Below are 20,295 nucleotides of genomic sequence, written 5' to 3' on the forward strand. Positions count from 1 at the left end.
GTCAAGACGACGTATGGGGGCTGACGCCTGCCCAATGCTGGAAGGTTAAAAGGAGGGGTGAGATCATATCAGGCCCTGAATTGAAGCCCCAGTGAATGGCGGCCGTAACTATAACGGTCCTAAGGTAGCGAAATTCCTTGTCGGGTAAGTTCCGACCCGCACGAATGGCGTAACGATCTGATGACTGTCTTAACGAGTGGCACAGCGAATTTGTAGTACCGGTGAAGATGCCGGTTTCCCGCATCTAGACGGAAAGACCCCGTGCACCTTTACTACAGCCTGATATTGAACTGAAAAGTTTTTTGCGCAGGATAGGTGGGAGACTGTGAAGCTGGGCTTCTGGGCTCAGTGGAGTCACCGGTGAGATACCACCCTGAAAGCTTTTGAGTTCTAATCTGCCCGCAAGGGAGTGACAGTGTCAGGTGGGTAGTTTGACTGGGGCGGTCGCCTCCTAAAGAGTAACGGAGGCTCCCAAAGGTTGGCTCAAGGTGTTTGGAAATCACCTGTAGAGTGTAAAGGCATAAGCCAGCTTGACTGTGAGACAGACAAGTCGAACAGAGACGAAAGTCGGGCTTAGTGATCCGGCGGTTCCGAATGGAAGGGCCGTCGCTCAAAGGATAAAAGGTACGCCGGGGATAACAGGCTGATCGCCGCCAAGAGTCCACATCGACGCGGCGGTTTGGCACCTCGATGTCGGCTCATCGCATCCTGGGGCTGAAGAAGGTCCCAAGGGTTCGGCTGTTCGCCGATTAAAGCGGTACGTGAGCTGGGTTTAGAACGTCGCGAGACAGTTCGGTCCCTATCTGGTGTGGGCGTTGGAAGTTTGACGGAGGCTGACCCTAGTACGAGAGGACCGGGTTGGACCAACCTCTGGTGTACCTGTTGTTGCGCCTAGCAGCACCGCAGGGTAGCTAAGTTGGGTATAGATAAGCGCTGAAAGCATATAAGTGCGAAGCTAGTCCGAAGATAAGACTTCCCAATCAGGTTGGTAGAAGACTACTACGTTGATAGGCGAGAGGTGTAAGTGCAGTAATGCATTGAGCTGACTCGTACTAATAACCGATCGGCTTAACCACAAAATTTGTCGAATACGAGCTAACCCTTCGGGGTAACGAGTTTCGGTGGCCATATCGCGGAGGACACACCCGTTCCCATTCCGAACACGGAAGTTAAGCTCCGTAGAGTTGATGATACTGCGCGGGCAACTGCGTGGGAAAGTAGATAGCTGCCGGAAACATAGGGCAAGGTTGCGAAACCTTGCCCTTCCACATTTAAAGACTTTTTCCCTCCCTCCGGTCGCCCACCGTGGCTTTGCTCCGAAAACTTGACCTGCACACGCATATTCTGCCACCGCGCTGGGAAGACCTGCATGCCAAGTACGGCTATCCAGGTTTCCCCCGGCTGGAACATGTTAGCGCACGCTGTGCGCGCATCATGATTGATGACCGCTTCTTCCGTGAGGTGCAGGAAAACTGCTGGCACCCGGAAGCGCGCATCCGGGACTGCCACGCTCATGGCGTCACCACGCAGGTGCTATCCACCGTGCCGGTGATGTTCAGTTACTGGGCCAAGCCACACGATGCCTACGATTTGGCGCGCTTTCTGAACGATCACATTGCTGAGGTCGTTGCGCGCCATCCAGCATATTTCGTTGGTCTGGGAACGCTCCCGATGCAATCGCCTGAGCTGGCTGCCCGTGAGCTTGAGCGCTGTGTCCGTGACCTGGGCCTGGCCGGCGTGGAAATCGGCACCCATATCAATGACTGGAATCTCGATGCCCCGGAGCTGTTTCCCTTCTTTCAGCGCGCGGCTGAGCTTGGCGCGGCGGTTTTCGTTCACCCTTGGGAAATGGTCGGGCGGGAACGCATGCCCAACTACTTTCTACCGTGGCTCGTGGGGATGCCGGCCGAAACGTCCCTGGCCATCTGTTCAATGATTTTTGGAGGGGTGCTGGAGCGCCTGCCCCGTTTGCGCTGCTGCTTTGCACACGGGGGTGGCGCCTTTCCGTTCACGCTTGGGCGCATCACGAAGGGGTGGGCCGCCCGTCCAGACCTCTGCCAGGTGCATATCAGCCAGCCTCCACGCACGTATCTGCCGCAAATTTACGTGGACTCCCTCGTTCACGATGCCGATGCCCTGCGCTACGTCGTGAAAGTCTTCGGGATGACGCGCGTCGTCCTGGGGAGCGACTACCCTTTCCCTCTCGGCGAGGATGAACCGGGAAAGCTCATTTGCGCGATAGAGGAATTCTCTGACGCCGACCGGGAGCGCCTGCTGTGGAAAAACGCCGTCGAATTCCTGGGGCTGGATGACCAGCGGTTGGGTCTGCCGTCCGAAACGGGATGGCCAACCTGTACGGAGAGTGAAGCAGGTGCCGCAGGGATGTCAGATGAGAGAGTACCGGGCGAACCCACCTAGTGGGCCTCCTGTGATGGTTCCGCCCGGCTATCGCAAGTGTACAGGACTTATGCCGTTGCCTGTCCCAGACCCAGCCAGTCCTGCGGGGTGAAATAGGTCATCGCTTCGGCTTCGCGCGAACCGGGCGCCGGACGATAGTCATAGAGCCACTTGGCCAGGGGGGGGAGCGACATCAGAATGGACTCCGTGCGTCCGCGGGTTTCAAGGCCAAAAACGGTGCCACGGTCATAGACGAGGTTGAATTCGACATACCGCCCCCGGCGAATGAGTTGAAACTCCCGTTCGGCTTCCCCATAGGGCTCATGCTGACGGCGCTCAACGATGGGCAGGTAGGCCGGAAGAAAAGCCCGCCCGGCCGTCTGCACAAAGGCAAAAATGGCTTCCAGGTTGGTGTGTTCATCGGCCTTGAGGTAGTCAAAGAAGATGCCACTCACGCCACGGGTTTCGTTGCGGTGCGGCAGGAAAAAATACTCATCACACCACTGCTTGAACCGTGGGTAGTAGTCTGGATGGTGCTCGTCACAGGCGGCCTTGAGCGTCCGGTGAAAGTGGATGGTATCTTCCCGGTAGGGGTAATAGGGCGTCAGGTCCGCGCCGCCGCCGAACCACGCACTGCTGCCCTGCTCAAGGTAGCGAAAGTTCGCATGGACGGTTGGCACCATCGGATTGCGCGGGTGAATGACCAGTGAAATGCCGGTGGCGTGGAAGTTCCGGTCTTCGCCGGGCATCATGCGGGCAGCCAGTTTTTCGGGCATCAGGCCGTGGACGGACGAAAAGTTCACGCCGCCCTTTTCAAACACCCGGCCGTCGGCGATCACGCGCGTCCGTCCGCCACCGCCGCCCTCGCGTTCCCAGAGGTCTTCACGGAATCTGGTGGCGCCGTCGAGCTGCTCCAGGGCGCTGCAAATTTCATCCTGGAGGGTCTTGAAAAAAGCTTCGGCGCGTTCCCGTAAGGTTGGACTGGTGGCGGCTGGCGCTTCGCTGGATTGCATTTCAGTTGCTGTCATGCCGATGAATCCTTTCCACAGAGGTGCAACTCTTTCTTTTGTCAAGCTACACTACGCGCTAGGCTTGCGGCAGATGAAATTCGTGGGTCTCGCCGTTTGCCATACTGACCGCCATGTTTGAGCTGGAAACACCAACCGCCGCTTCGGAAACCAACTCGCGCCGCACCCTGTTCCTCATCCTGGCCGCCACCTTCGTTGTGGTGTCAGCCGTGGTGGGACTTGTCATGTGGTGGGAAAAGCAGGGCCGTGAAACGGCTGCCGTGAAGATGTCCGAAGGGATGTTGCGGGCGGGAAACCCGGAGTACGATGACTACCTTCAGCGTGAAGGTGTCAGGCTGGTAACGCTGGATCGTCTCGTCGTCAACGGCGAGGCCAGTGACCGGTACGAATACATCTGCCGCATCGAGAATCGTGGCAACCGCCCCCTGACCGGCATCGAACTGCGGGTCTATCTCATTGACATGGAAGAAAAAACCATCGTGGAGAAGCTGGCTTATCCACTTGCCGCCCAAAATCTGAAACAGCTTGCGCCAGGCCAGTCCATCACGGCCCGTCCGACGCTGACCGGTGTCAAAACACCGGAAAGTGATGTCCGCGACTTTTTGTGCGTCGTCAACGGCTTGCGCTTTGCCAGGCCATGACCATTGCACACTCCGAGAGCTGGCAGCCGGAAGTCGTTGTCATCGGCTCAGGCATTGGGGGACTCGCCACGGCAGCGCGCCTGGCCCGCCACGGCGTGCGCGTGCTGGTGCTTGAACAGCACACTGTACCGGGGGGAAGTGCGTCGTATTTCACCCGCGCCGGATACCGGTTTGATGTCGGCGCCTCCCTGCTCTATGGGCTGGGAACGGAAGGAACGATCAACTTCGTCGCCGAAGCTCTGGCAGAGGTTAGTGAAACCGTTGAGACCCGGCGCGATGACGTACAGATTCACTACCACCTGCCGGACGGGATGGAAATCCGCACCCACTATGACCGCGAGCATTTCCTGGACGAGCTGACCAGCTATTTCCCACAGGAACGGGCTGGTATCCGCGCCTTTTACGATGCCGCCATGGAAGCCTACCGCGTCATGGCGCGCGTACCACTCATTGCACTCGATGATGTTCCGGGACTGATCCGTGGTGTGGCCACGGCTCCGTGGGATGCCCTGCGGATGAGCCAGGCGGCGTTGACCACGCTGGGCGATCTGGCCAAACGGCATCTGCGGGATGTCCGGCTGCGGCGCTTCATAGACATCGAGACCTTTTGCTGGGCACTGACCGGCGCCGGTGCCACGCCCCTCGTCAATGCGGCACTGGTGTTTGGCGACCGCCACGTGAACGGTGTCCGCTATCCGCTCGGCGGATGCAGCATCATCGCGGAAAAACTGGCGGCCGGCATCGAGCGCCACGGCGGGCGCATTCGCTATGGCAGCCGCGTTGCAGCCGGGTTGGTCCGCCAGGGGCGCGTCCAGGGCGTGCGGCTTGCGACCGGTGAGGACATCACGGCCCGCGCCGTCGTTTCCAACGCCACGGTGTGGGACACCTACGGGCGACTCTTCCGGGAACATCCGCTGGCTGGCGTGATGTTTCGGGAGCAATCCCTGCGGTATGCCCAGGCGGACAGCTTCACCAGCCTGTTTGGCGGCGTCGCCAGCCCGCACCTGCCGGCGGAGACCGTCGTGCACCATATCGTCGTCAACGATTGGGAAGCCTACGACAAACCCCGTGGGATGCTGTTTGTTTCACTGCCTTCGCTGCACGACACAAGCCTGGCCCCGCCCGGCTACCACAACGTCCATGCGTTCATGGTGGACCGCTATGATGACTGGTCGGCGCTGACCCAGCGTGCTGCCGGTGGCGGAGGCGTGCGCCGTACCCCGGCCTACCGGGCGGCCAAGGAAGCCGCCGCCCGCCACATGCTGCACATGCTGGAACGGGTCATCCCGAAGGCTTCCGAAGTCGTGCAGGTCGTGTCGGTCGGCACGCCGCTGACGAACGAGCGTTACCTGGCGCGAACCCGTGGCACGTATGGTCCCTTGCTGCGCCGTGGCCCGGACGTACTGCTCAAGCCACAGGGCGGCTCACCCATTCGTGGTCTCTACTGCGCCGGGGACAGTTGCTTTCCCGGCCAAGGCGTGCCCTCGGTTGCCGCTTCCGGGCTGAGTTGCGCCGGACGCATTCTCCGGGCGTGGTGAGCCGCATGTGGGCAATTTGCTTTGTATTGGGGTGCCGTGAAAAGTAACGTATGAGCTTTGAAATCTCCCAGCCCTTCCCAGGAAGCCCTGCCTCATGAAGTTCGGCGTCGTCGTTTTCCCCGGCTCCAACTGTGACCACGACACGTATCACGTCATCAGCAAGCTCATCGGTCAACCGGTGCGCTTCATCTGGCACGCCGAAACGTCTGTTGCCGATTGCGACGTGGTGATTTTGCCCGGCGGTTTTTCCTATGGTGACTACCTGCGCTGTGGCGCGATTGCGAGTTGTTCGCCGGTGATGCGCGCCGTACGTGAGCATGCCGCGCGGGGTGGGTATGTCGTCGGAATTTGCAACGGGTTTCAAATCCTGTGTGAGGCCGGTCTGCTTCCGGGCGTGTTGTTGCGCAATGCCGGGTTGCGGTTCTGCTGTGACCTGGTGCGGGTACGGGTTGAGCGGGCCGACACGCCCTTCACCCATACCTATGCACCGGGGGAAGTCGTCACCCTGCCGATTGCGCACGGTGAAGGCAACTACTACTGCGCCCCGGAGGAAGTCGCCCGGTTGGAAGCCGAAGGGCGGGTGCTGTTCCGCTATGTGGACGCCGCCGGGCAGCCCACGCCAGCCGCCAACCCGAACGGGTCACTGCATAACATTGCCGGTATTCTGAACGCCGAAGGCAACGTGCTGGGGTTGATGCCCCATCCCGAACGAGCCTGTGAAGAAGCCTTGGGCAGCGGCGACGGCCTCCGGTTCTTCCAGGCGTTGATGCTCACCCTGCGGGATGCCGAGCAGCAACGGCGAGGTGCGGCTACGGTGACAGTTTCAGGCTGATGTCCGCTGCCTTGACGCTGTGCGTCAGTGCCCCGACGGAGATGAGATTGGCGCCGGCTTCCGCGTAGGCCCGGACGTTATCGAGCGACATGTTGCCGGAAACCTCGATGAGGGTCTGCCGTCCGGGTGGTTCCAGCTCACGGATGAGCGCCACACAGGCCCGCACCTGATCAACCGTCATGTTGTCGAGCAGGATGACATCAGCGCCTTCAGCAACGGCTTCCTGGACCTGTTCGAGGTCACTGACCTCGATTTCGATTTTGAGCAGGTGGGAGGCGTTTTTCTTGGCCAGCCGCAGCGCACGTCCAATGCCGCCGGCCAAGGCGATGTGGTTGTCCTTGATGAGAATCCCGTCATCGAGTCCGAACCGGTGATTGTGTCCGCCGCCGACATGAACGGCGTATTTGTCGAGCAGCCGCAGCCCCGGGGCTGTCTTACGAGTATCGGCAATGACGGCGCTGGTGCCTTCAATCGCCTGAACGAACGCATGGGTGAGCGTCGCAATGCCTGACATCCGCTGGAGCAGGTTGAGGGCCACGCGCTCACCGGCCAGCAGCATGTGTGCCGGCCCGACCACACGCGCAATTTCCTTGCCGGTGGGCACCGTATCCCCGTCCAGATAAAAGGTCTGAATCTGGATTTCGGGATCAAACCACTGAAACACCATCTCCGCGACTTCGAGGCCGGCCAGGATGAGTTCCTGTTTGGCTAGAAAGCGGCCGCGGGCCTTGACTTCGTGGGTCAAAATGGCGTCCGTCGTGACATCGCCGCGTCCGATGTCCTCCGCGAGAAACTGTGCAATGAGGTTTTCAATGGCAACAGGATCGAGTCTCATGGTGTGTGTCGCTGACCTTGGGCGGCACAAGCCGCCGGGTTGCTTTGCCGTTTGTAACGACGCATAATCGCGTACTTTACGTGAAAATCAAATGGAAGAGAGATGGTGTGCCGTGGAATTCTCAGTTGCCAAAGCCGATTTGCTCAAGGAATTGACCTTCCTCAACAATGTCGTTGAGAAGAAGACGACCATCCCCATCCTATCCAACATTCTCCTGAGCGGGGAAGCGGGCAGCGCCTCGGCGGGTAATGTGCTGACCCTTGCGGGAACTGACCTTGACGCCACCCTGAAAACCTCATGTCCGGCGGCCATCAGACACAGCGGCACCGCGTTGCTGCCGGCGCGGCGGTTGTTCGACATCGTACGCAATCTGCCGGATGCCGACATCCACTTCAAAAGTGACGGGAGCGGCAACATGACCATGACCTGTGAGCGCTCCCGGTTCCGGCTGTTCAGCCCGGCGCCGGAGGGGTATCCCGCCCTGCCGGAAATACCGGCGCTGCCACTCTCGGTTTCGTCCGGCATTCTGCGCACGATGATCCCGCGCGTGCTTTTTGCGACTTCCCAGGAAGAATCGCGCTACCAGCTCAACGGGGTGCAGATGGTGGTGGACAGCGCCGCCGCTGATGAGTCCCAGGCTGCTCTGCTGCGCATGGTGGCCACAGACGGACACCGGCTGGCGTTGATTGAGCGGCCCGGCTGCGTCCGGCTGGATGCCGGCGCCCCTGTGGAGAAGGGCAAAACGCGCATCAGTTTCCTGATTCCCAAAAAGACCATGGCCGAAATTGTACGGTTGGCGGCTGACACCACGGCTAACGAGATTGCCTTTGGCCAGGACGATCGCCATGTGTTCTTTCAGATCGGGGGGCGCACGTTTGCCTCGCGGCTGCTGGCGGGGCAGTTTCCCAACTACGAGGGCGTTATGCCCAAGAGCAATGACAAGATCATTGTTTTTGAGACCGATCTGCTCGTGGCGGCGCTCAAACGGGTTGGGGTCGTCGCCGATGAAACAACCCACGCCGTCAAACTCCACGCTACGGAAGGACGGGTGGAAATTACCTCCCAGTCGCCGGAGTCGGGCGAAGCCGTCGAAACCCTGAGCGTGGATTATCCCGGCCCTTCGATGACAATCACCTTCAATGTGGGCTACCTGATGGATTTTCTCGCCGTAGCCCATAGCACGCAGACGCGCTTCGAGTTCAAGGACGAAATCACCCAGATACAGCTCCGCCCGGCGGACGGCGACGGATACGACTACCGCTATGTCGTCATGCCGATGCGGGCTTAGGTGAAACGCCCTTGGGGTGAACCGGACTGGGGTGAACCGGTCCGGCGTATCGCCGGTGCAGTGGGTCAGTCCACGCTGAGCAGCAGGCTTTTCAGATAACTGCCTTCGGGATGGAAAACGCTGACCGGGTGATCGAGTGCCTGCCGGTGGCGATGCAGGATGCGCACCTGGCGTCCGGCTTCGCAGGCGGCCTGGAAAACAATCTGCCCGAAGAGCTTTTCATCCACGAAGTGGGAGCAGGAACAGGTCAGGACCAGTCCGCCCGGCGCGACTTTGGCCATGGCGAGCCGGTTGAGGTCTTTGTAGGCGCGTCCGGCGCGTATCACATCTTCCCGTTTGCGCGCCAAAGCCGGCGGATCGAGGATGATGAAGTCGAAGGCCGCCGCATCAAGCTGCCGCAGGTAGGCAAACATGTCAGCCTCAACGAAGTCGTCATCGGTGACAGAGAAGCCGTTGAGGATATGGTTGCCCTGTGCCAGCCTGAGCGCGCCGCCGGAGCTGTCCACCGACACGACCTGCTGCGCCTGGCCATGCCGGGCGTAGAGTGAAAAGCCGCCGGTGTAGGCAAAGCCGTTGAGTACCCGCCGGCCCGCCGCGAGGCTTTGCACCAAGGCGCGCATGTCGCGCTGATCGAGAAAGAGACCGGTTTTCTGCCCGTGTTTGATGTCCACGTGGAAGCGCAGCCCCTGTTCGGTGACGACAAGGGGGCCGAAGTCGCGCCCGTAGAGCAGGCCGGCAAAGTCGGTCAGCCCTTCTTCGTAGCGCGCCGCGACATCCGATTTCTCATAGACGGCCCGGGGCTGTGTCAGCTCGACCAGCGTTTCCAGCACAAAGGGCTTGAGGCGTTCCATGCCGAGCGTCGAGATTTGCACGACGAGGACATCGGCATACTGATCCACGATGAGTCCGGGCAACATGTCGCCTTCGCCGTTGACGAGCCGCACGGCATTAGTTTGGGCTGGGTCAAAGTGTTTTCGTCGGAAGGCGACGGCGCGGGTCAGGTTGTCCCGGATGGCCGTGTAGGGTTCGGCGTCACCGAAGGCGACCATCCGGGCGGCAATCGAGCAGCGGCGGTTGACGTAGGCGTAGCCCAACCGTTCGCCGTTGGCGGCGCTGACGGCGGCGAGACCGCCGTCTTCAAGCTCCTGGGGCCAGTGGGCAATGGCCCCGGAAAAAATCCAGGGATGGCGGTTGCGAACCGATTTTTCGCGGTTGGCGTGCAGTTTGAGGGTTGGAAGGTGTCCGGTGGAGTGGGTCCGGGGTGAGCGGCTGGAGTTTGGCATGCGGCAGTTTTCTACGGGAACTTCTCGTGGAGTGGTACGTTTTTCGGCTAGGATACACAACGCCGTGACGCCTTGTGAGGCACCCTGTGCAGGCGCAAGGCATGAGCCATAACAGATTGTACCTGTCGGAGGGAAACGATGAACGACTACCGCTACAACCAACTGGATCGGGGAGTGCCGCCGGCTTACGGTTTCGGCGGCGTGCTGGCGGCGGATGCATCGGTAGCCGCCCGCATGGCGTTTGTTCGTAAGGTCTATGTCCTGTTTCTCGGCGGCATTTTCTGCGCCATGGCGGGGGTGGCGGTGAGCATCGTCACCGGCCTGTACATGGCTGTGGTGCAGTATTACTGGCTGGCGCTGATTTTGCTCATTGGCGCGGTCATTGGTGTCGGGGCGGTCCGCCGGGTCAAGGGCGTCAATCTGATGGCACTCTTTGCCTTTACGTTCCTTGAGGGGGTGCTCATTTCACCGATCATCCTGTTCACGCTGGGGAGAAGCCCGTTGACGCTGCTGGCGGCGGGGGCGTTGACGGTGGCCACCTTTGGGGGGCTGACGGCTTACACCTTTGTGACCCGCAAGGATTTCAGCTTCCTGGGTGGCTTTCTGTTCACGGGGCTGATTGTGATTCTGGTGGCTTCGCTCATCGGGATTTTCGTTGGTTCGAGCATCTTTTCACTGGCGATTTCTTCGGGGGCGGTGCTGCTGTTTGCGGGTTATGTGCTGTATGACACGTCGAACATCATGCACAACCTGCCCACGGATGAGTACGTCGCCGGTGCCCTGAGCCTGTTTCTGGATTTCTTCGGGTTGTTCATTCACCTGCTGAACATTCTGAACATCCTGGGTGGGGACGAATAGCCTGCCCAAGCTTGCAGGGTGAAGCCTGCCGTTGCTGTGAGCCGAGGCTGCCGACTGGCGGCCTCGGTTTTTTTGTGGTGTTTTTCAGGGCAGGCAGCGGCAGTACTTTTTCAGTGTTCGTTGGAGCTTGACATCATTCGCCGGGGTTGCAGTAAAGTTGCAGCCCAACGACAAGATAATCCTGTAAGTCATTCCCGCCCAAACCCAAGGTCTTCCGTTTGACGGCAGGTGCTGCTGGTGAGCTGTCACCGGCGCCGGTTGTCGGCTGTCTAGGGGCAGGTGACGGACTGGCTACAATCGTTAGCCGGCGCCGGATTTGAAAGGGCTGGTAAGTAGGCTGAACCCTGATGCAGCGAGTCCACATTGAGTTTCAGCGGGTTCAAACGTGGTTGTTTGCTGTGCCGCGCCTGCGCGCCATGGTCGGCGCCAATGCCCTTCTGGGCAGGGCCTTGCGGGTTGCGTTGCCAGACCTGGCACGCCAGACTGGGTGCGGTTGGGCACTTGCCCCCAGCCACGCAAACTATCCTTCCGCCGACCCAAACGACCCACTGAAGGATTACGACGATCCCGCCGCCGATGCGAAGGCAGGTATCCTGTCACGCGATGGTGGGCACTTCGAGGCACGATTTTCAAATGGTGCCAGCGAGTTTGCGGCTGCGGCTGCGAACCTGCTGCGGAGTTGCCTGCCCGGTCTTCGTTTCCGTATCTCGATTGACGGTGCCGGGACGGCGAAGAACCAGGTACATTTGTCCACAGAACTGCCAGTGCTTGCGCCCTGTGAATGGACAGGGCGTGGTTTGGCATCAGCTATTGTGAAGCAGGGCAGCGAGCAGCCCATTGTTTCCCCCGATGTCGCACAGCGGCATCAGGCCGCAACCCAAACCGAAGACGGCACGGCGGTGGACCTGGCAAGTCTGCTCAGCGCCAGAACGAAGCTTCAGAAGCTTGAGCGTCCGCAAGAGCTGAAGGAACTGGTTGGAAACGGCTACCTGGCGCTCATCCACGCCGATGGCAATGGCATTGGTAGCGGCGCAGGCAAAACCGAAGCTGAGCGTGCGGCATTCTTTCATCGCAACCGTGTGCTTCTGCGGCGTGCCTTGCAGCAGGCGATTGACAGGCACTGCCCCAACGCAGGCTTGGCCCCGCTCATCCTGCTGATGCTTGGCGGTGATGACATCCTGCTCGTGACCCGTGCGGAGATTGCCCTCCCTTTCGTCGTCACACTCTGCACCGCGTTGGACGCGCTCCAAGGGAATGAAACCGGCTTCAAACTCACCCTTGGCATTGGTGTCGTCATTGCCCGGCATACCATCCCTGTGCATCGGCTGCACGAAGTCGCCGAACAACTCACCAGTTCGGCAAAACACCGCTTCCGTGGGTTCACGCAAGGGGAGAAAAAACACTCCGTTGTTGACTGGGCTGTGTACAGCACGGCGTGGGTGGACAACCCCGAAGATGTGCGTCGGCGCGACTGGCTGCGCGGCAACAGCACCGACCTCCGCGTGCTCTCACAACGTCCGGTCAATGTGCTCGGCCAGGAACTCGATTCGCTTCAGGGGCTTGTCCATGCCGCCCAAAAGCTCGGGCACGCACCGCGTTCACAACTTCGCTACCTCGTCGATCAGCTTCCTCGCGGACGTGCGCTCTCGGCGCTGGCGTTTGCCGAACTTCCCACCCGAGGCAAGGGGACACTCGCTCAAGCCGGCGTGAAGGAGCTGTGGCGACGCGCAGGAAATGCCTGGATAACGCCACTCCTCGACCTCGTGGAGATCGCCGAGATTGCCCGCCTGGGTGTTACACCGGGTCACAGACCCTGAAATAAGGAGACTGCCTGTGTCCAAGCCATGGGTTCGCCGGATGCTCACTGCCGAATTGCTCTCGGATGCGCACTTCGGCACGGGTTCGGGAGGGGGCGGGATTGATGCCCTCATTTCGCGCGACCGCTATGGCCGCCCCGTCATCTGGGCCTCACACGTTGAGGGTGTCCTGCGCGATGCCGCGCGAAGGTTGTTCAGTAATCAGGTGGCCGAGAACTTCTTTGGCCGCGCAGGTGGCGACTACCAGCGCAGCGACCGCCAGCGCGCCATCTTCACCTCGCTGTATGTGAAGGACGACCCCGAAAGCCATATCTGGCGCGCCACGGCGCGTGAGTCCTTCGACAACCGCGCCCCCAAGGACGACACGCTGCGGGTCGTTGAGTACGTGCCCAAGGGGACACAGCTTACCGGTGAAGTCGAGCTGCCGGAGGACGAGCTGCTGACGTTACAACGGCTTGTCCAGGAGGTGGATCGCCTTGGCAGCGGGCGCGCTGCCGGTGCCGGGCGTGTACGGCTCTCGCTTTCTGAAAATCCGGTGCCGTTACGTAATGTGAGTGGTGCGAAGGGGATTCTCCGGTTGCTGCTCAGAAATCGCGATCCGCTCTGCATAACCGCCACGGCCACACCTGACAACCTGATCCCAAGCCTCGCCTTCATCCCTGGTCGCGCATTGCTTGGCGCGATGGCGGCCTGGCTCATCGCCGAGGGTGAACAGTGTGCAGCCGCACTGCTCACTTCAGGAAGGGTGTCGGTCGGCGATGCACTGCCGTTGCCCTGTGCTCCCACAAAGCTGGAGGATGTCGAGGTCTTGCCGGCGCCGCTCTCACTTCAGAGTGAGAAGCCACAGGGAGTAGCCGGCGATGTGCCCTGGTGGGCGCAACCCATAGCGCCAACGAAGCGGGTTGATGCCTGGCAGGTTGAAGAAAAACTCAAGCGCCCGGAAGATGACCTCTTTGTTTTCCGCGCATATGCAAGTGCGTCCTGGGTGTGCTTCCGCCCGGCCCGCCGGGTGCGTCTGCGCAACGGGCGGCCCGATCCGCATCAGCCGGGTGCCTCCCTGTTTGCCATTGAGCAGATCGTGGAGGAGACGTATTTCCTCACCGAGCTTTGCGGGTCGCCGGAAGATGTGCAGCAACTTACCGAAAAGCTTGGGCCCGTGTTGGCTGGGCAACGCTGGTTGCGCATCGGTCGCGCCGGTGCACCGGTCGAAGTCGTGCAGCTTGCCGGGCTGGATGCGGCAACAACCGCCAATGTCACGGACAGGATGCGGCTTACCCTTACGTCAGACCTGCTTGTGCGTGATGAGCTGTTGCGTTGGCGTACGGCGCTCGATGAAACCGCATTGAAAGCCCTGCTGGGTAATGACATTCAGCTTGGCAGGTCGCTGCAGGACAGTGTGCCGGTCTATGGCTTCAACGGCACTTCGCGCTTGTGGCGCATGCCCGCCGTGGCCATCCGGCGTGGGTCGGTCTTTGAGGTATCAGGTTCGGGATGTGCCGCGCTTGTGGCGCGGGCCGCAAAGCATCAGTGGCTTGGTGAGCGTACCCATGAGGGCTTTGGGCGCTTTCGCCTTGATGTGGTACTCCCCGGCATGCAGGGCGAAACCGCTGGAAGCCATGCTCCGACGCCGACCGGTGACGTTTCCGAAGAGGCGATTGCTGCGACAACACAGGATTGGTTCAACGCACACAAGTCACTGGCAAGGACTGGCAGTGCCAGTGACCGGAAGCCAAGCCTCTCGCAGTGGCTTGATCTGGTTGGAGACCTCGAACGTGCTGCCCCCCAGGCGCTCCCCAGTCGCATCAACCCTCAGACTGCGGGCGGCAGGAACTGGAAACACCCGGACGCCAGGGCGGTTCTGGAGAAACTCGCGGCACTTCCACCCGAACAGCAAAAACTCTACGCACGCTTCTTCGTGCGCTGGTTGCGCGCGGAGCTGCGCCGGCAGGTGAAGGAGTCCCAATGACAACCAAACTGACGCTGTTCACGGCCACGCTCGTGCAGGACTCGGCGCTTTCGGTTTCAGGTCTTGATCGCGAAAGCAGCGCCGACCAACCCTTTACGCTCGTTGACGGCGTGCCGACCCTGGTGGGGCGGGGACTCAAAGGCGCTGCGGTGGCCATGGCGAGGCGCTGCTTCGACCCGCTGCCACGCGCTGTCTCTGACGACATCCAGCACGGCGCACTGCGCCGCTCCGCGTGGGAATTCACCGATGCCACCACTACAGGCACGCCACGTCTTCGCGCCGGCGTCGGCATCCGCCACAAAACCGGGGCCCGCGCTGCCGGCGTCCTCTACGACCGTGAGGTGATGCCTGCTGGCACGCAATGGAACCTCTACATCCGGGTTGACCGCTCCTACACGCTGGATGATGCCGAATTTACCGAGGCTGAGGGCATCCTGGGCTACATCCTGTCCGAGCACTGGGCCAAAGGGCGCTGCTGGCTCGGCAGTGCTGTCGCCCGCGGGCTTGGCTGGTGCCACCTTGAAAACCTGACGGCATATCGCTTCGATGATATGGCCTACGAGACGTGGGTAAAGTCTGGCCGCACGACGCTTCCAGCGGCACTACCGGCTGTGCCAGTCGTCTCACCAACCCGCTCGTGGTGCTTCCGTACCCTTGATGTCAACATCTCGTTCGGTGAGTACAAGCCCAATCCTGATGATGCCGTCTGGGGCCTCGACATGTTTGCCGTCGGTCCACATGACACCGAGCGCGCCGTGCAGCCGACGGGTGACGGTCAGTGGGCCAAACCCGTGTGGGCCATGAAAACAGGGACGCCCGATGCACTGGCGACCGACCGCGCACTGCTGATGGAGAACGGTCGGCCATTGCTCCCCGGCGCAAGCGTGCGCGGTGTCCTGCGGCATGCGTTCTCACGTATGGCGCGCGCAGGTGGCAAAGACGTGAAAGACCCGCATCTTGTCCAGGGTGATGTCGGCTGTGAAGACCCGGCGGGAAACGCCTTCGGCACGGTCAGCCGGAGCAGCCGCATCCTCATCCGTGATGCGCGTGCTGAAGACGGGTGGGCCGCCGCCAGGCTGCACATGCACGCGGAGGACGAATTCTCGGCCGGCTCGTATGGAACGGCCAAACGCGATGCCGTGCGTTTGCTTCGGGGTACGTTCCCGGTGCGCATCGTTGTTGAAGGTGCAACGGCTGAGGAGGTCACGCCGCTCATCCAGCTCATTGATCGCCAGGTTGCACTGGGCGCGCTGGGACACTTGCCCATCGGCGGCCACAAGACACGTGGGGCCGGTTGGGGGCGCTGGGAGAAGGGGGGCGGTTGGGTCAACCACGATGTAACAAAGACGAGAGACTGGACGCCACCGAAGGAATCCGGCGAGGACACATCACAGGACATCCCTTCACGGCATTCCATGATTGAGACTTCCGGCCCTTCTGACGCCTGCGTACGAACGGAAACCGGCGAAGTCACCACTCCGCTCACGCTTGGGGCAGCCGCGAAGCTGGCCAAAGCTGCGCTGGGCGGACGGACGCTCGTTGCGTGGTGGTGCGATCCGACCATTGACCTGACGCTGACCGCCCCGCCGGCAACGTTTGGCCGGCAGTGGCCGCCGGATGATGCAACGCTGCAGGTTGATGAAGTCGCCTTTTACGCCGAGCGCGCCGTCTGGCGTGCCGTGCGCACGCACGATGGGGCGCGATACGTTCTCATTGAGGAAGTTGCTTCGGACGAAAACGGCGCGAAGCAGACCCGTGTGATTCATACCCCTGCACGACTCCATGGTTTCCTTCGTTTTTCGTCGGCCAACACCGGCCCGGGCAGCGTACTTCTGCGCGAGTGGCACGTCGGTGATGAAATCCTTGGTTTCACCCTCGAAAAGGTTCTCACTCCAGGGAAGGTTATCACTCCAGGGAGCCTGCCAACGGCATTGCCAGCCGGTGACGATCTCTTTCGCCTTACGCCCGAAAAGGAGCTGCGCTGATGGACGGAAAACCTGACAAACCACATCGCATCCGTGTGCGCACGTGCGACGGCAAGCCGCGCGATGCCAGGGAACTCAACAGGTTGAGGAGCAACCAGCTTGGGATGCCCCACCTCGACATCTTTCAGACTGACACCCCCACCGAGTTGATCATCTGCGCTTCCATAGAGGACCACATCAAGGCTGTGCGCAACAAACTTGCGGGCGCCGGGCTTGAAGAAATCGCCAATGGCAATACGACCATCACCACAGAAGACAGGATGAAGACTGTGTCGCAGCCGTCCCAACAGGGGGGCCAGACGCAACACGGTGGCCGGACTCCGGGCGGCAGCGGACACCGCCCGCAACAAGGACAACAGCCTGCCCTGGCGAGCCAGACGGAGCCTCTCCCCGGCAAGCCCTACGGGTTTGTCGCACTTCCGTCGAGCTTCGACACCAAACCTCCAGTCTGGCACGACGGCACGGGCAGCAAAGAGCGATTTTCAGGGGAGATACGCTGCGAGCTTGAGAACCTGGCACCGCTGCTTGTGGGCTGGGAGCGCGGGCAGGTTGGTGATGCTGACAGCGACTGGCCCGTGCCGGCGACCCTTGATGCTGTCGACGGCAAGCTTACAGCCGGCAAATCCGTGCTTTGTCCGCTGCGCGCGCCGTGGGGCAAGCGGCCGGTCATCATTCCCGGGGACTCGCTGAAGGGCCTCCTGCGTCACGAACTGGGCGCGCTGCTCGGTGCGCCGATGGAGCGCGTCGCCGAGCGGTCCTACTCATACCGCCCGAACGCACTCTTTCCGAAAGACCCAGACCCCAGACTCATTGCACGCATCGCCCGTGTTCCAAACGATGGCGTCACTATGAAGGCGCTCGACGACAACCACCAGGTTCGCGTGACGGTCAAGCTCGAACTGCTACCCATGAATCTTCGCTACGACAGAGAGGGCAACCTGACAACCGAGTATTACCGCTTCGACGATGCCAGTGGTGCGCCGTACCGGGGTGGCCAGGGTGCAGGCGAGAAGCTCAACTCCAAGCGTAAGTTGCATCAAACACTTGAGGTGAATCCGAACCAGGCAGTCAAAACAGCATCGGTTCCGACAGCAGTGCAGGACGGCTATCTCGCAACGCTTCGCCATCTCGTTGACCTCGCCCACGGCCACTTCTCCGAACGGCATCCCGATGTTCCCAAAACCATCACCGGCGATGAGGCGCGCCGGCGCATCCTGAAGGCCGCAGCCGAAGAAGTTTTCCAGCCCGGCGACCTCATCTGGGTTGAATGGGACACCAAAAAAAAGTGCATCGTCTCGCTCGGCTGGCACTACTACTACCGCTGGGCCTACACCGACACGGTTCGCCGACAAGGCGGCAGGCTCGAACGCCACGGCCTTTTCCCGCTCGACAGAGAGCGGGAGAAGGACCGCGAGGGCGCACCGGTGAAGCTGTCGGCGGTACGGCGGCTGTTTGGCTACACGGGCGACAACGAAGGCAGTGCCAGCATTGGCGAAGGCGATCACACGCAACTTATGAGCCGGGTTTCCGTCAATGCTGCGCTTGAAGTCGTGGGTGACAACGAGGCCGATGACCAACGCTTTCTGCCGCCGGCGTTCCTCAAGGAGCTGGGCATGCCCCGGCCAAGTGCCGTCGAGTTTTACCTGAAGCAACCCTATCACCCACGCTCACGCCCCTCTGACCGGGCAACACTCGTGACCTATGGCGATGCTGCTGGCTACGACACGCCCGGCGAGCTGGCAGGTCGCAAGTTCTATCTCGACCGTAAAGATGCTTATGGGAACGACGGGAAGGGATTGGTGCCCGGCCCGGCTGCGGATTCCTCCCCTGAGAACAGGAAGAACGAGCGCAGCACACTCGCGCTGGAAGCGTCAAAGCCCGGGCGAAAGTTTCGTTTCACCGTCCGCTTCCGTGATCTTGATGCCCATGAGGTCGCTGCAATCCTTGTCGCGCTTTGTCCTGACCAGTTCAAGGGTGTGCTCGGTGGCCACCACGCTGATGGCTACTGCTCGAAACTCGGTTATGCACGTCCGCTTGGCTGGGGCAGCGTACGCATCGCGGCCCGGCAGCTTCTGTTGCTCGACGAAGCGGGTGACGCGCCCGTGCTGAATGAGGCCGATCCGGCCGCCTGGGTGAAGCAGCACCATCAGAAGACAGCAACGCAGGATGCGTGGCTTGCCATCCATCACCGCCGCCATCCAGACGCGGAGGACTATCCACGTAGGAATGGGGAGATTTTCACCTTCCACACCTCACTGCGTGCCGAGCATTCGCGTAAACGCCGCTACCGCCAGGAAGGCTGTTGATGACGACCCTGCTGGTCATGACCACTGGACAGACGGACGTGCAGCTTGTGATGAACGGCGTCCGTTGTGAGTTACGCAAGGATCGCTGCGCAGCACTGCACGACGAACTCGAACAGCGCCGGGCGGAGTGGCACTTCGTTGACGCGCCCTGTTACAAGCAGGAGCCGCCGGTCGAGGCCCTCCCGGAAGGCGCCTTTTCCCTGTGTACACCAAAGCTCGATGCGGTTTTGTGCCGGGTTGTTCCGGCCGCCGCCCTGCTGCTCGAAACGAGGCGGAATGCCAGCGCCGCACCGGGGGACCCGCGCTTTGCGGGCGCCGTGCTGAAGTCCCGTCTGGAAACACGGGGTGTCGTAAGGGTTTACCGATGCACCTACTTGCAGAACAATGAACGTCTTGAGGACCCTGACCAGCCTCTTGATGCTGTCGTTCGCCGGGAAGTCGTCCGTCGCCTCGAAGCTGCCCTCTGTAACGCCATCGCGAATGTAAAACCCTCGCGCTTCGTGGTCACGGCAACCGGCGGCTTTCCGGTCATCAGCAACCTGGTGGAGGAAATGGTTCGCCTCCATGCCGGCGAGCTGGACGTTGAGGTGCTTGAGATTGCTGATGGCACCAGAGCCACCCCTCCCACGCCGGATCGCGCTGTCCCACGGGTATCCGTACCGGAGCCGCTGGTTTCCTTTCAGTCACGCCGCCGCGCCCTGGAGCAGATAACCAAGGGCAACCTGCTCGGCGCCTGGGCAATTGTCGAGCCGCTTCACGTTCATGAGACAGAGCGGGTGTGGACTCAGGTCGTTGACTGGCTCCGGTGCTTCGCCTCCTCGCTGCCGATGCCACACGGCTGTGATCTCCAGGTGCTTGTGCACCCCCGGATGGCTGTGCGAGCCGCGCTGCGCGTCGAATTGGCGCTTCGCGCCGGCGATATTCCAAGAGCCGTTCACGGAACCGTTGCGTTCTGCGAAGCCGCCGTGTGGGACAAGCTGCTTGAGTACTTCGAGCGTGACGCTTCCAATCCGCGCTGTCTGAAGCTCAGGGAAGGAAAGCCTAAACCCACTGGAAAATTACTCCGCGATGGCGGCGATGACGACAGAAACTGTCACGACAAAAAAAACCGTCCCTTTGAGAGGAAGACCTGCCCTGATGGGCAGCCGGGGTTTTGGTTTCACGAAAGCGGCACCGGACGTTTTGCCTGCGACTATGTGGGGAGTGAGCCGCTCAAGGCCCTGCACGACGCCGTTCAACAGGTGAAGCAACTCCGTAACGATGTGGCTCACAACGAACCAACCCCTAAGCTGATGGCCGAGGCCCGTGAGCGGATGCAAAAGGCCAGGCTGTGGTCTTCCGAAGACACGTTTCTGAGCCAAAAGCTTGTTCAGGATGTTCTGACGGAACTGGGGGAAAGCCAGCCCGACCAATTGCTGGAGTGCCTGCTTGCCAGGGTGAGACACCGCCTTTACGGCTGTGGTCACGCTTTGACCGCCAACGGATGACTGGCTACAGACCCGATACAATGCCACTTACCCA

General features: G+C 61.1%; 14 protein-coding genes and 2 rRNA genes (1 of these 16 running past the window's edge). 13 read left to right on the forward strand and 3 right to left on the reverse strand.

Going from position 1 to position 20,295, the window contains the following annotated elements:
• The 3 genes from J8C05_RS00425 to J8C05_RS00435 form a co-directional block, all read left to right on the forward strand.
• Window positions 1-1,076, forward strand: a 23S ribosomal RNA gene (locus J8C05_RS00425); it begins 1,811 nt to the left of the window's first position.
• 41 nt (window positions 1,077-1,117) lie between these two features.
• A 5S ribosomal RNA gene (rrf, locus tag J8C05_RS00430) occupies window positions 1,118-1,234 on the forward strand.
• Between the two features lie 71 nt (window positions 1,235-1,305).
• A complete protein-coding gene (locus J8C05_RS00435) occupies window positions 1,306-2,418 on the forward strand; it encodes an amidohydrolase family protein (RefSeq protein WP_211422295.1) in 1,113 nt (370 codons plus the stop codon).
• A gap of 47 nt (window positions 2,419-2,465) precedes the next feature.
• Here J8C05_RS00435 and hemF read toward each other — a convergent pair whose 3' ends face one another.
• Window positions 2,466-3,425, reverse strand: coding sequence for an oxygen-dependent coproporphyrinogen oxidase (gene hemF, locus J8C05_RS00440; RefSeq protein WP_211422296.1), 960 nt, complete (start codon window positions 3,423-3,425; stop codon window positions 2,466-2,468).
• A gap of 113 nt (window positions 3,426-3,538) precedes the next feature.
• On the opposite strand from hemF, the gene J8C05_RS00445 reads away from it, so the two are divergent.
• The 3 genes from J8C05_RS00445 (at window position 3,539) to purQ (ending at window position 6,436) form a co-directional block, all read left to right on the forward strand.
• Window positions 3,539-4,066, forward strand: coding sequence for a hypothetical protein (locus J8C05_RS00445; RefSeq protein ID WP_211422297.1), 528 nt, complete (start codon window positions 3,539-3,541; stop codon window positions 4,064-4,066).
• Entirely contained in the window at window positions 4,063-5,604 is a 1,542-nt protein-coding gene (locus J8C05_RS00450) for a phytoene desaturase family protein (RefSeq protein ID WP_211422298.1), read from the forward strand. The genes J8C05_RS00445 and J8C05_RS00450 overlap by 4 nt, the downstream gene beginning before the upstream one ends.
• Before the next feature lie 94 nt (window positions 5,605-5,698).
• Window positions 5,699-6,436, forward strand: a complete 738-nt coding sequence (purQ, locus tag J8C05_RS00455; RefSeq protein ID WP_211422299.1) for a phosphoribosylformylglycinamidine synthase subunit PurQ — start codon at window positions 5,699-5,701, stop codon at window positions 6,434-6,436.
• Here the strand turns inward: purQ and nadC are convergent.
• Complete coding sequence (nadC, locus tag J8C05_RS00460) at window positions 6,414-7,271, reverse strand: carboxylating nicotinate-nucleotide diphosphorylase (protein WP_211422300.1); 858 nt, start codon at window positions 7,269-7,271, stop codon at window positions 6,414-6,416. The two genes, purQ and nadC, sit on opposite strands and share 23 nt — an antisense overlap.
• A gap of 112 nt (window positions 7,272-7,383) precedes the next feature.
• Between nadC and dnaN the strand changes: the two genes are divergently transcribed.
• Window positions 7,384-8,559: a DNA polymerase III subunit beta gene (gene dnaN / locus J8C05_RS00465; RefSeq protein ID WP_211422301.1), complete on the forward strand. Its 1,176-nt coding sequence runs from the start codon at window positions 7,384-7,386 to the stop codon at window positions 8,557-8,559.
• A 65-nt stretch (window positions 8,560-8,624) separates the two neighbouring features.
• On the opposite strand, the gene J8C05_RS00470 is transcribed toward dnaN, so the two are convergent.
• Window positions 8,625-9,842 carry a class I SAM-dependent rRNA methyltransferase gene (locus J8C05_RS00470; protein ID WP_211422302.1) on the reverse strand — a complete coding sequence of 406 codons (1,218 nt, stop codon included), beginning with the start codon at window positions 9,840-9,842 and terminating at the stop codon, window positions 8,625-8,627.
• A gap of 138 nt (window positions 9,843-9,980) precedes the next feature.
• On the opposite strand from J8C05_RS00470, the gene J8C05_RS00475 reads away from it, so the two are divergent.
• The 6 genes from J8C05_RS00475 (at window position 9,981) to J8C05_RS00500 (ending at window position 20,261) form a co-directional block, all read left to right on the forward strand.
• Entirely contained in the window at window positions 9,981-10,700 is a 720-nt protein-coding gene (locus J8C05_RS00475) for a Bax inhibitor-1/YccA family protein (RefSeq protein WP_211422303.1), read from the forward strand.
• A 347-nt stretch (window positions 10,701-11,047) separates the two neighbouring features.
• On the forward strand, window positions 11,048-12,517 hold the full coding sequence (locus tag J8C05_RS00480; RefSeq protein ID WP_211422304.1) for a Cas10/Cmr2 second palm domain-containing protein: 1,470 nt from the start codon (window positions 11,048-11,050) through the stop codon (window positions 12,515-12,517).
• A 16-nt stretch (window positions 12,518-12,533) separates the two neighbouring features.
• Window positions 12,534-14,483 carry an RAMP superfamily CRISPR-associated protein gene (locus tag J8C05_RS00485; protein ID WP_211422305.1) on the forward strand — a complete coding sequence of 650 codons (1,950 nt, stop codon included), beginning with the start codon at window positions 12,534-12,536 and terminating at the stop codon, window positions 14,481-14,483.
• Window positions 14,480-16,468, forward strand: coding sequence for an RAMP superfamily CRISPR-associated protein (locus J8C05_RS00490; RefSeq protein WP_211422306.1), 1,989 nt, complete (start codon window positions 14,480-14,482; stop codon window positions 16,466-16,468). The genes J8C05_RS00485 and J8C05_RS00490 overlap by 4 nt, the downstream gene beginning before the upstream one ends.
• Window positions 16,468-18,774 carry a TIGR03986 family type III CRISPR-associated RAMP protein gene (locus tag J8C05_RS00495; protein ID WP_211422307.1) on the forward strand — a complete coding sequence of 769 codons (2,307 nt, stop codon included), beginning with the start codon at window positions 16,468-16,470 and terminating at the stop codon, window positions 18,772-18,774. The genes J8C05_RS00490 and J8C05_RS00495 overlap by 1 nt, the downstream gene beginning before the upstream one ends.
• The gene (locus J8C05_RS00500) at window positions 18,774-20,261 is read left to right on the forward strand and encodes a hypothetical protein (RefSeq protein ID WP_211422308.1); all 1,488 of its coding nucleotides are present in this window, start codon (window positions 18,774-18,776) and stop codon (window positions 20,259-20,261) included. Before J8C05_RS00495 ends, J8C05_RS00500 begins: the two co-directional genes overlap by 1 nt.
• The last annotated feature ends 34 nt before the right edge of the window (window positions 20,262-20,295 follow it).

This window comes from Chloracidobacterium sp. N, assembly GCF_018304765.1.
Taxonomy (GTDB): domain Bacteria; phylum Acidobacteriota; class Blastocatellia; order Chloracidobacteriales; family Chloracidobacteriaceae; genus Chloracidobacterium; species Chloracidobacterium aggregatum.

What these genes read in the sequence shown, in the direction of transcription:
- J8C05_RS00450 (WP_211422298.1), top strand. Translation starts at nt 4,063, where the DNA reads ATGACCATTGCACACTCCGAGAGCTGGCAGCCGGAAGTCGTTGTCATC.
- J8C05_RS00480 (WP_211422304.1), top strand. Translation starts at nt 11,048, where the DNA reads ATGCAGCGAGTCCACATTGAGTTTCAGCGGGTTCAAACGTGGTTGTTT.
- J8C05_RS00495 (WP_211422307.1), top strand. Translation starts at nt 16,468, where the DNA reads ATGGACGGAAAACCTGACAAACCACATCGCATCCGTGTGCGCACGTGC.
- J8C05_RS00500 (WP_211422308.1), top strand. Translation starts at nt 18,774, where the DNA reads ATGACGACCCTGCTGGTCATGACCACTGGACAGACGGACGTGCAGCTT.
- purQ (WP_211422299.1), top strand. Translation starts at nt 5,699, where the DNA reads ATGAAGTTCGGCGTCGTCGTTTTCCCCGGCTCCAACTGTGACCACGAC.
- J8C05_RS00470 (WP_211422302.1), bottom strand. Translation starts at nt 9,842, where the DNA reads ATGCCAAACTCCAGCCGCTCACCCCGGACCCACTCCACCGGACACCTT.
- J8C05_RS00475 (WP_211422303.1), top strand. Translation starts at nt 9,981, where the DNA reads ATGAACGACTACCGCTACAACCAACTGGATCGGGGAGTGCCGCCGGCT.
- nadC (WP_211422300.1), bottom strand. Translation starts at nt 7,271, where the DNA reads ATGAGACTCGATCCTGTTGCCATTGAAAACCTCATTGCACAGTTTCTC.
- J8C05_RS00445 (WP_211422297.1), top strand. Translation starts at nt 3,539, where the DNA reads ATGTTTGAGCTGGAAACACCAACCGCCGCTTCGGAAACCAACTCGCGC.
- hemF (WP_211422296.1), bottom strand. Translation starts at nt 3,425, where the DNA reads ATGACAGCAACTGAAATGCAATCCAGCGAAGCGCCAGCCGCCACCAGT.
- J8C05_RS00490 (WP_211422306.1), top strand. Translation starts at nt 14,480, where the DNA reads ATGACAACCAAACTGACGCTGTTCACGGCCACGCTCGTGCAGGACTCG.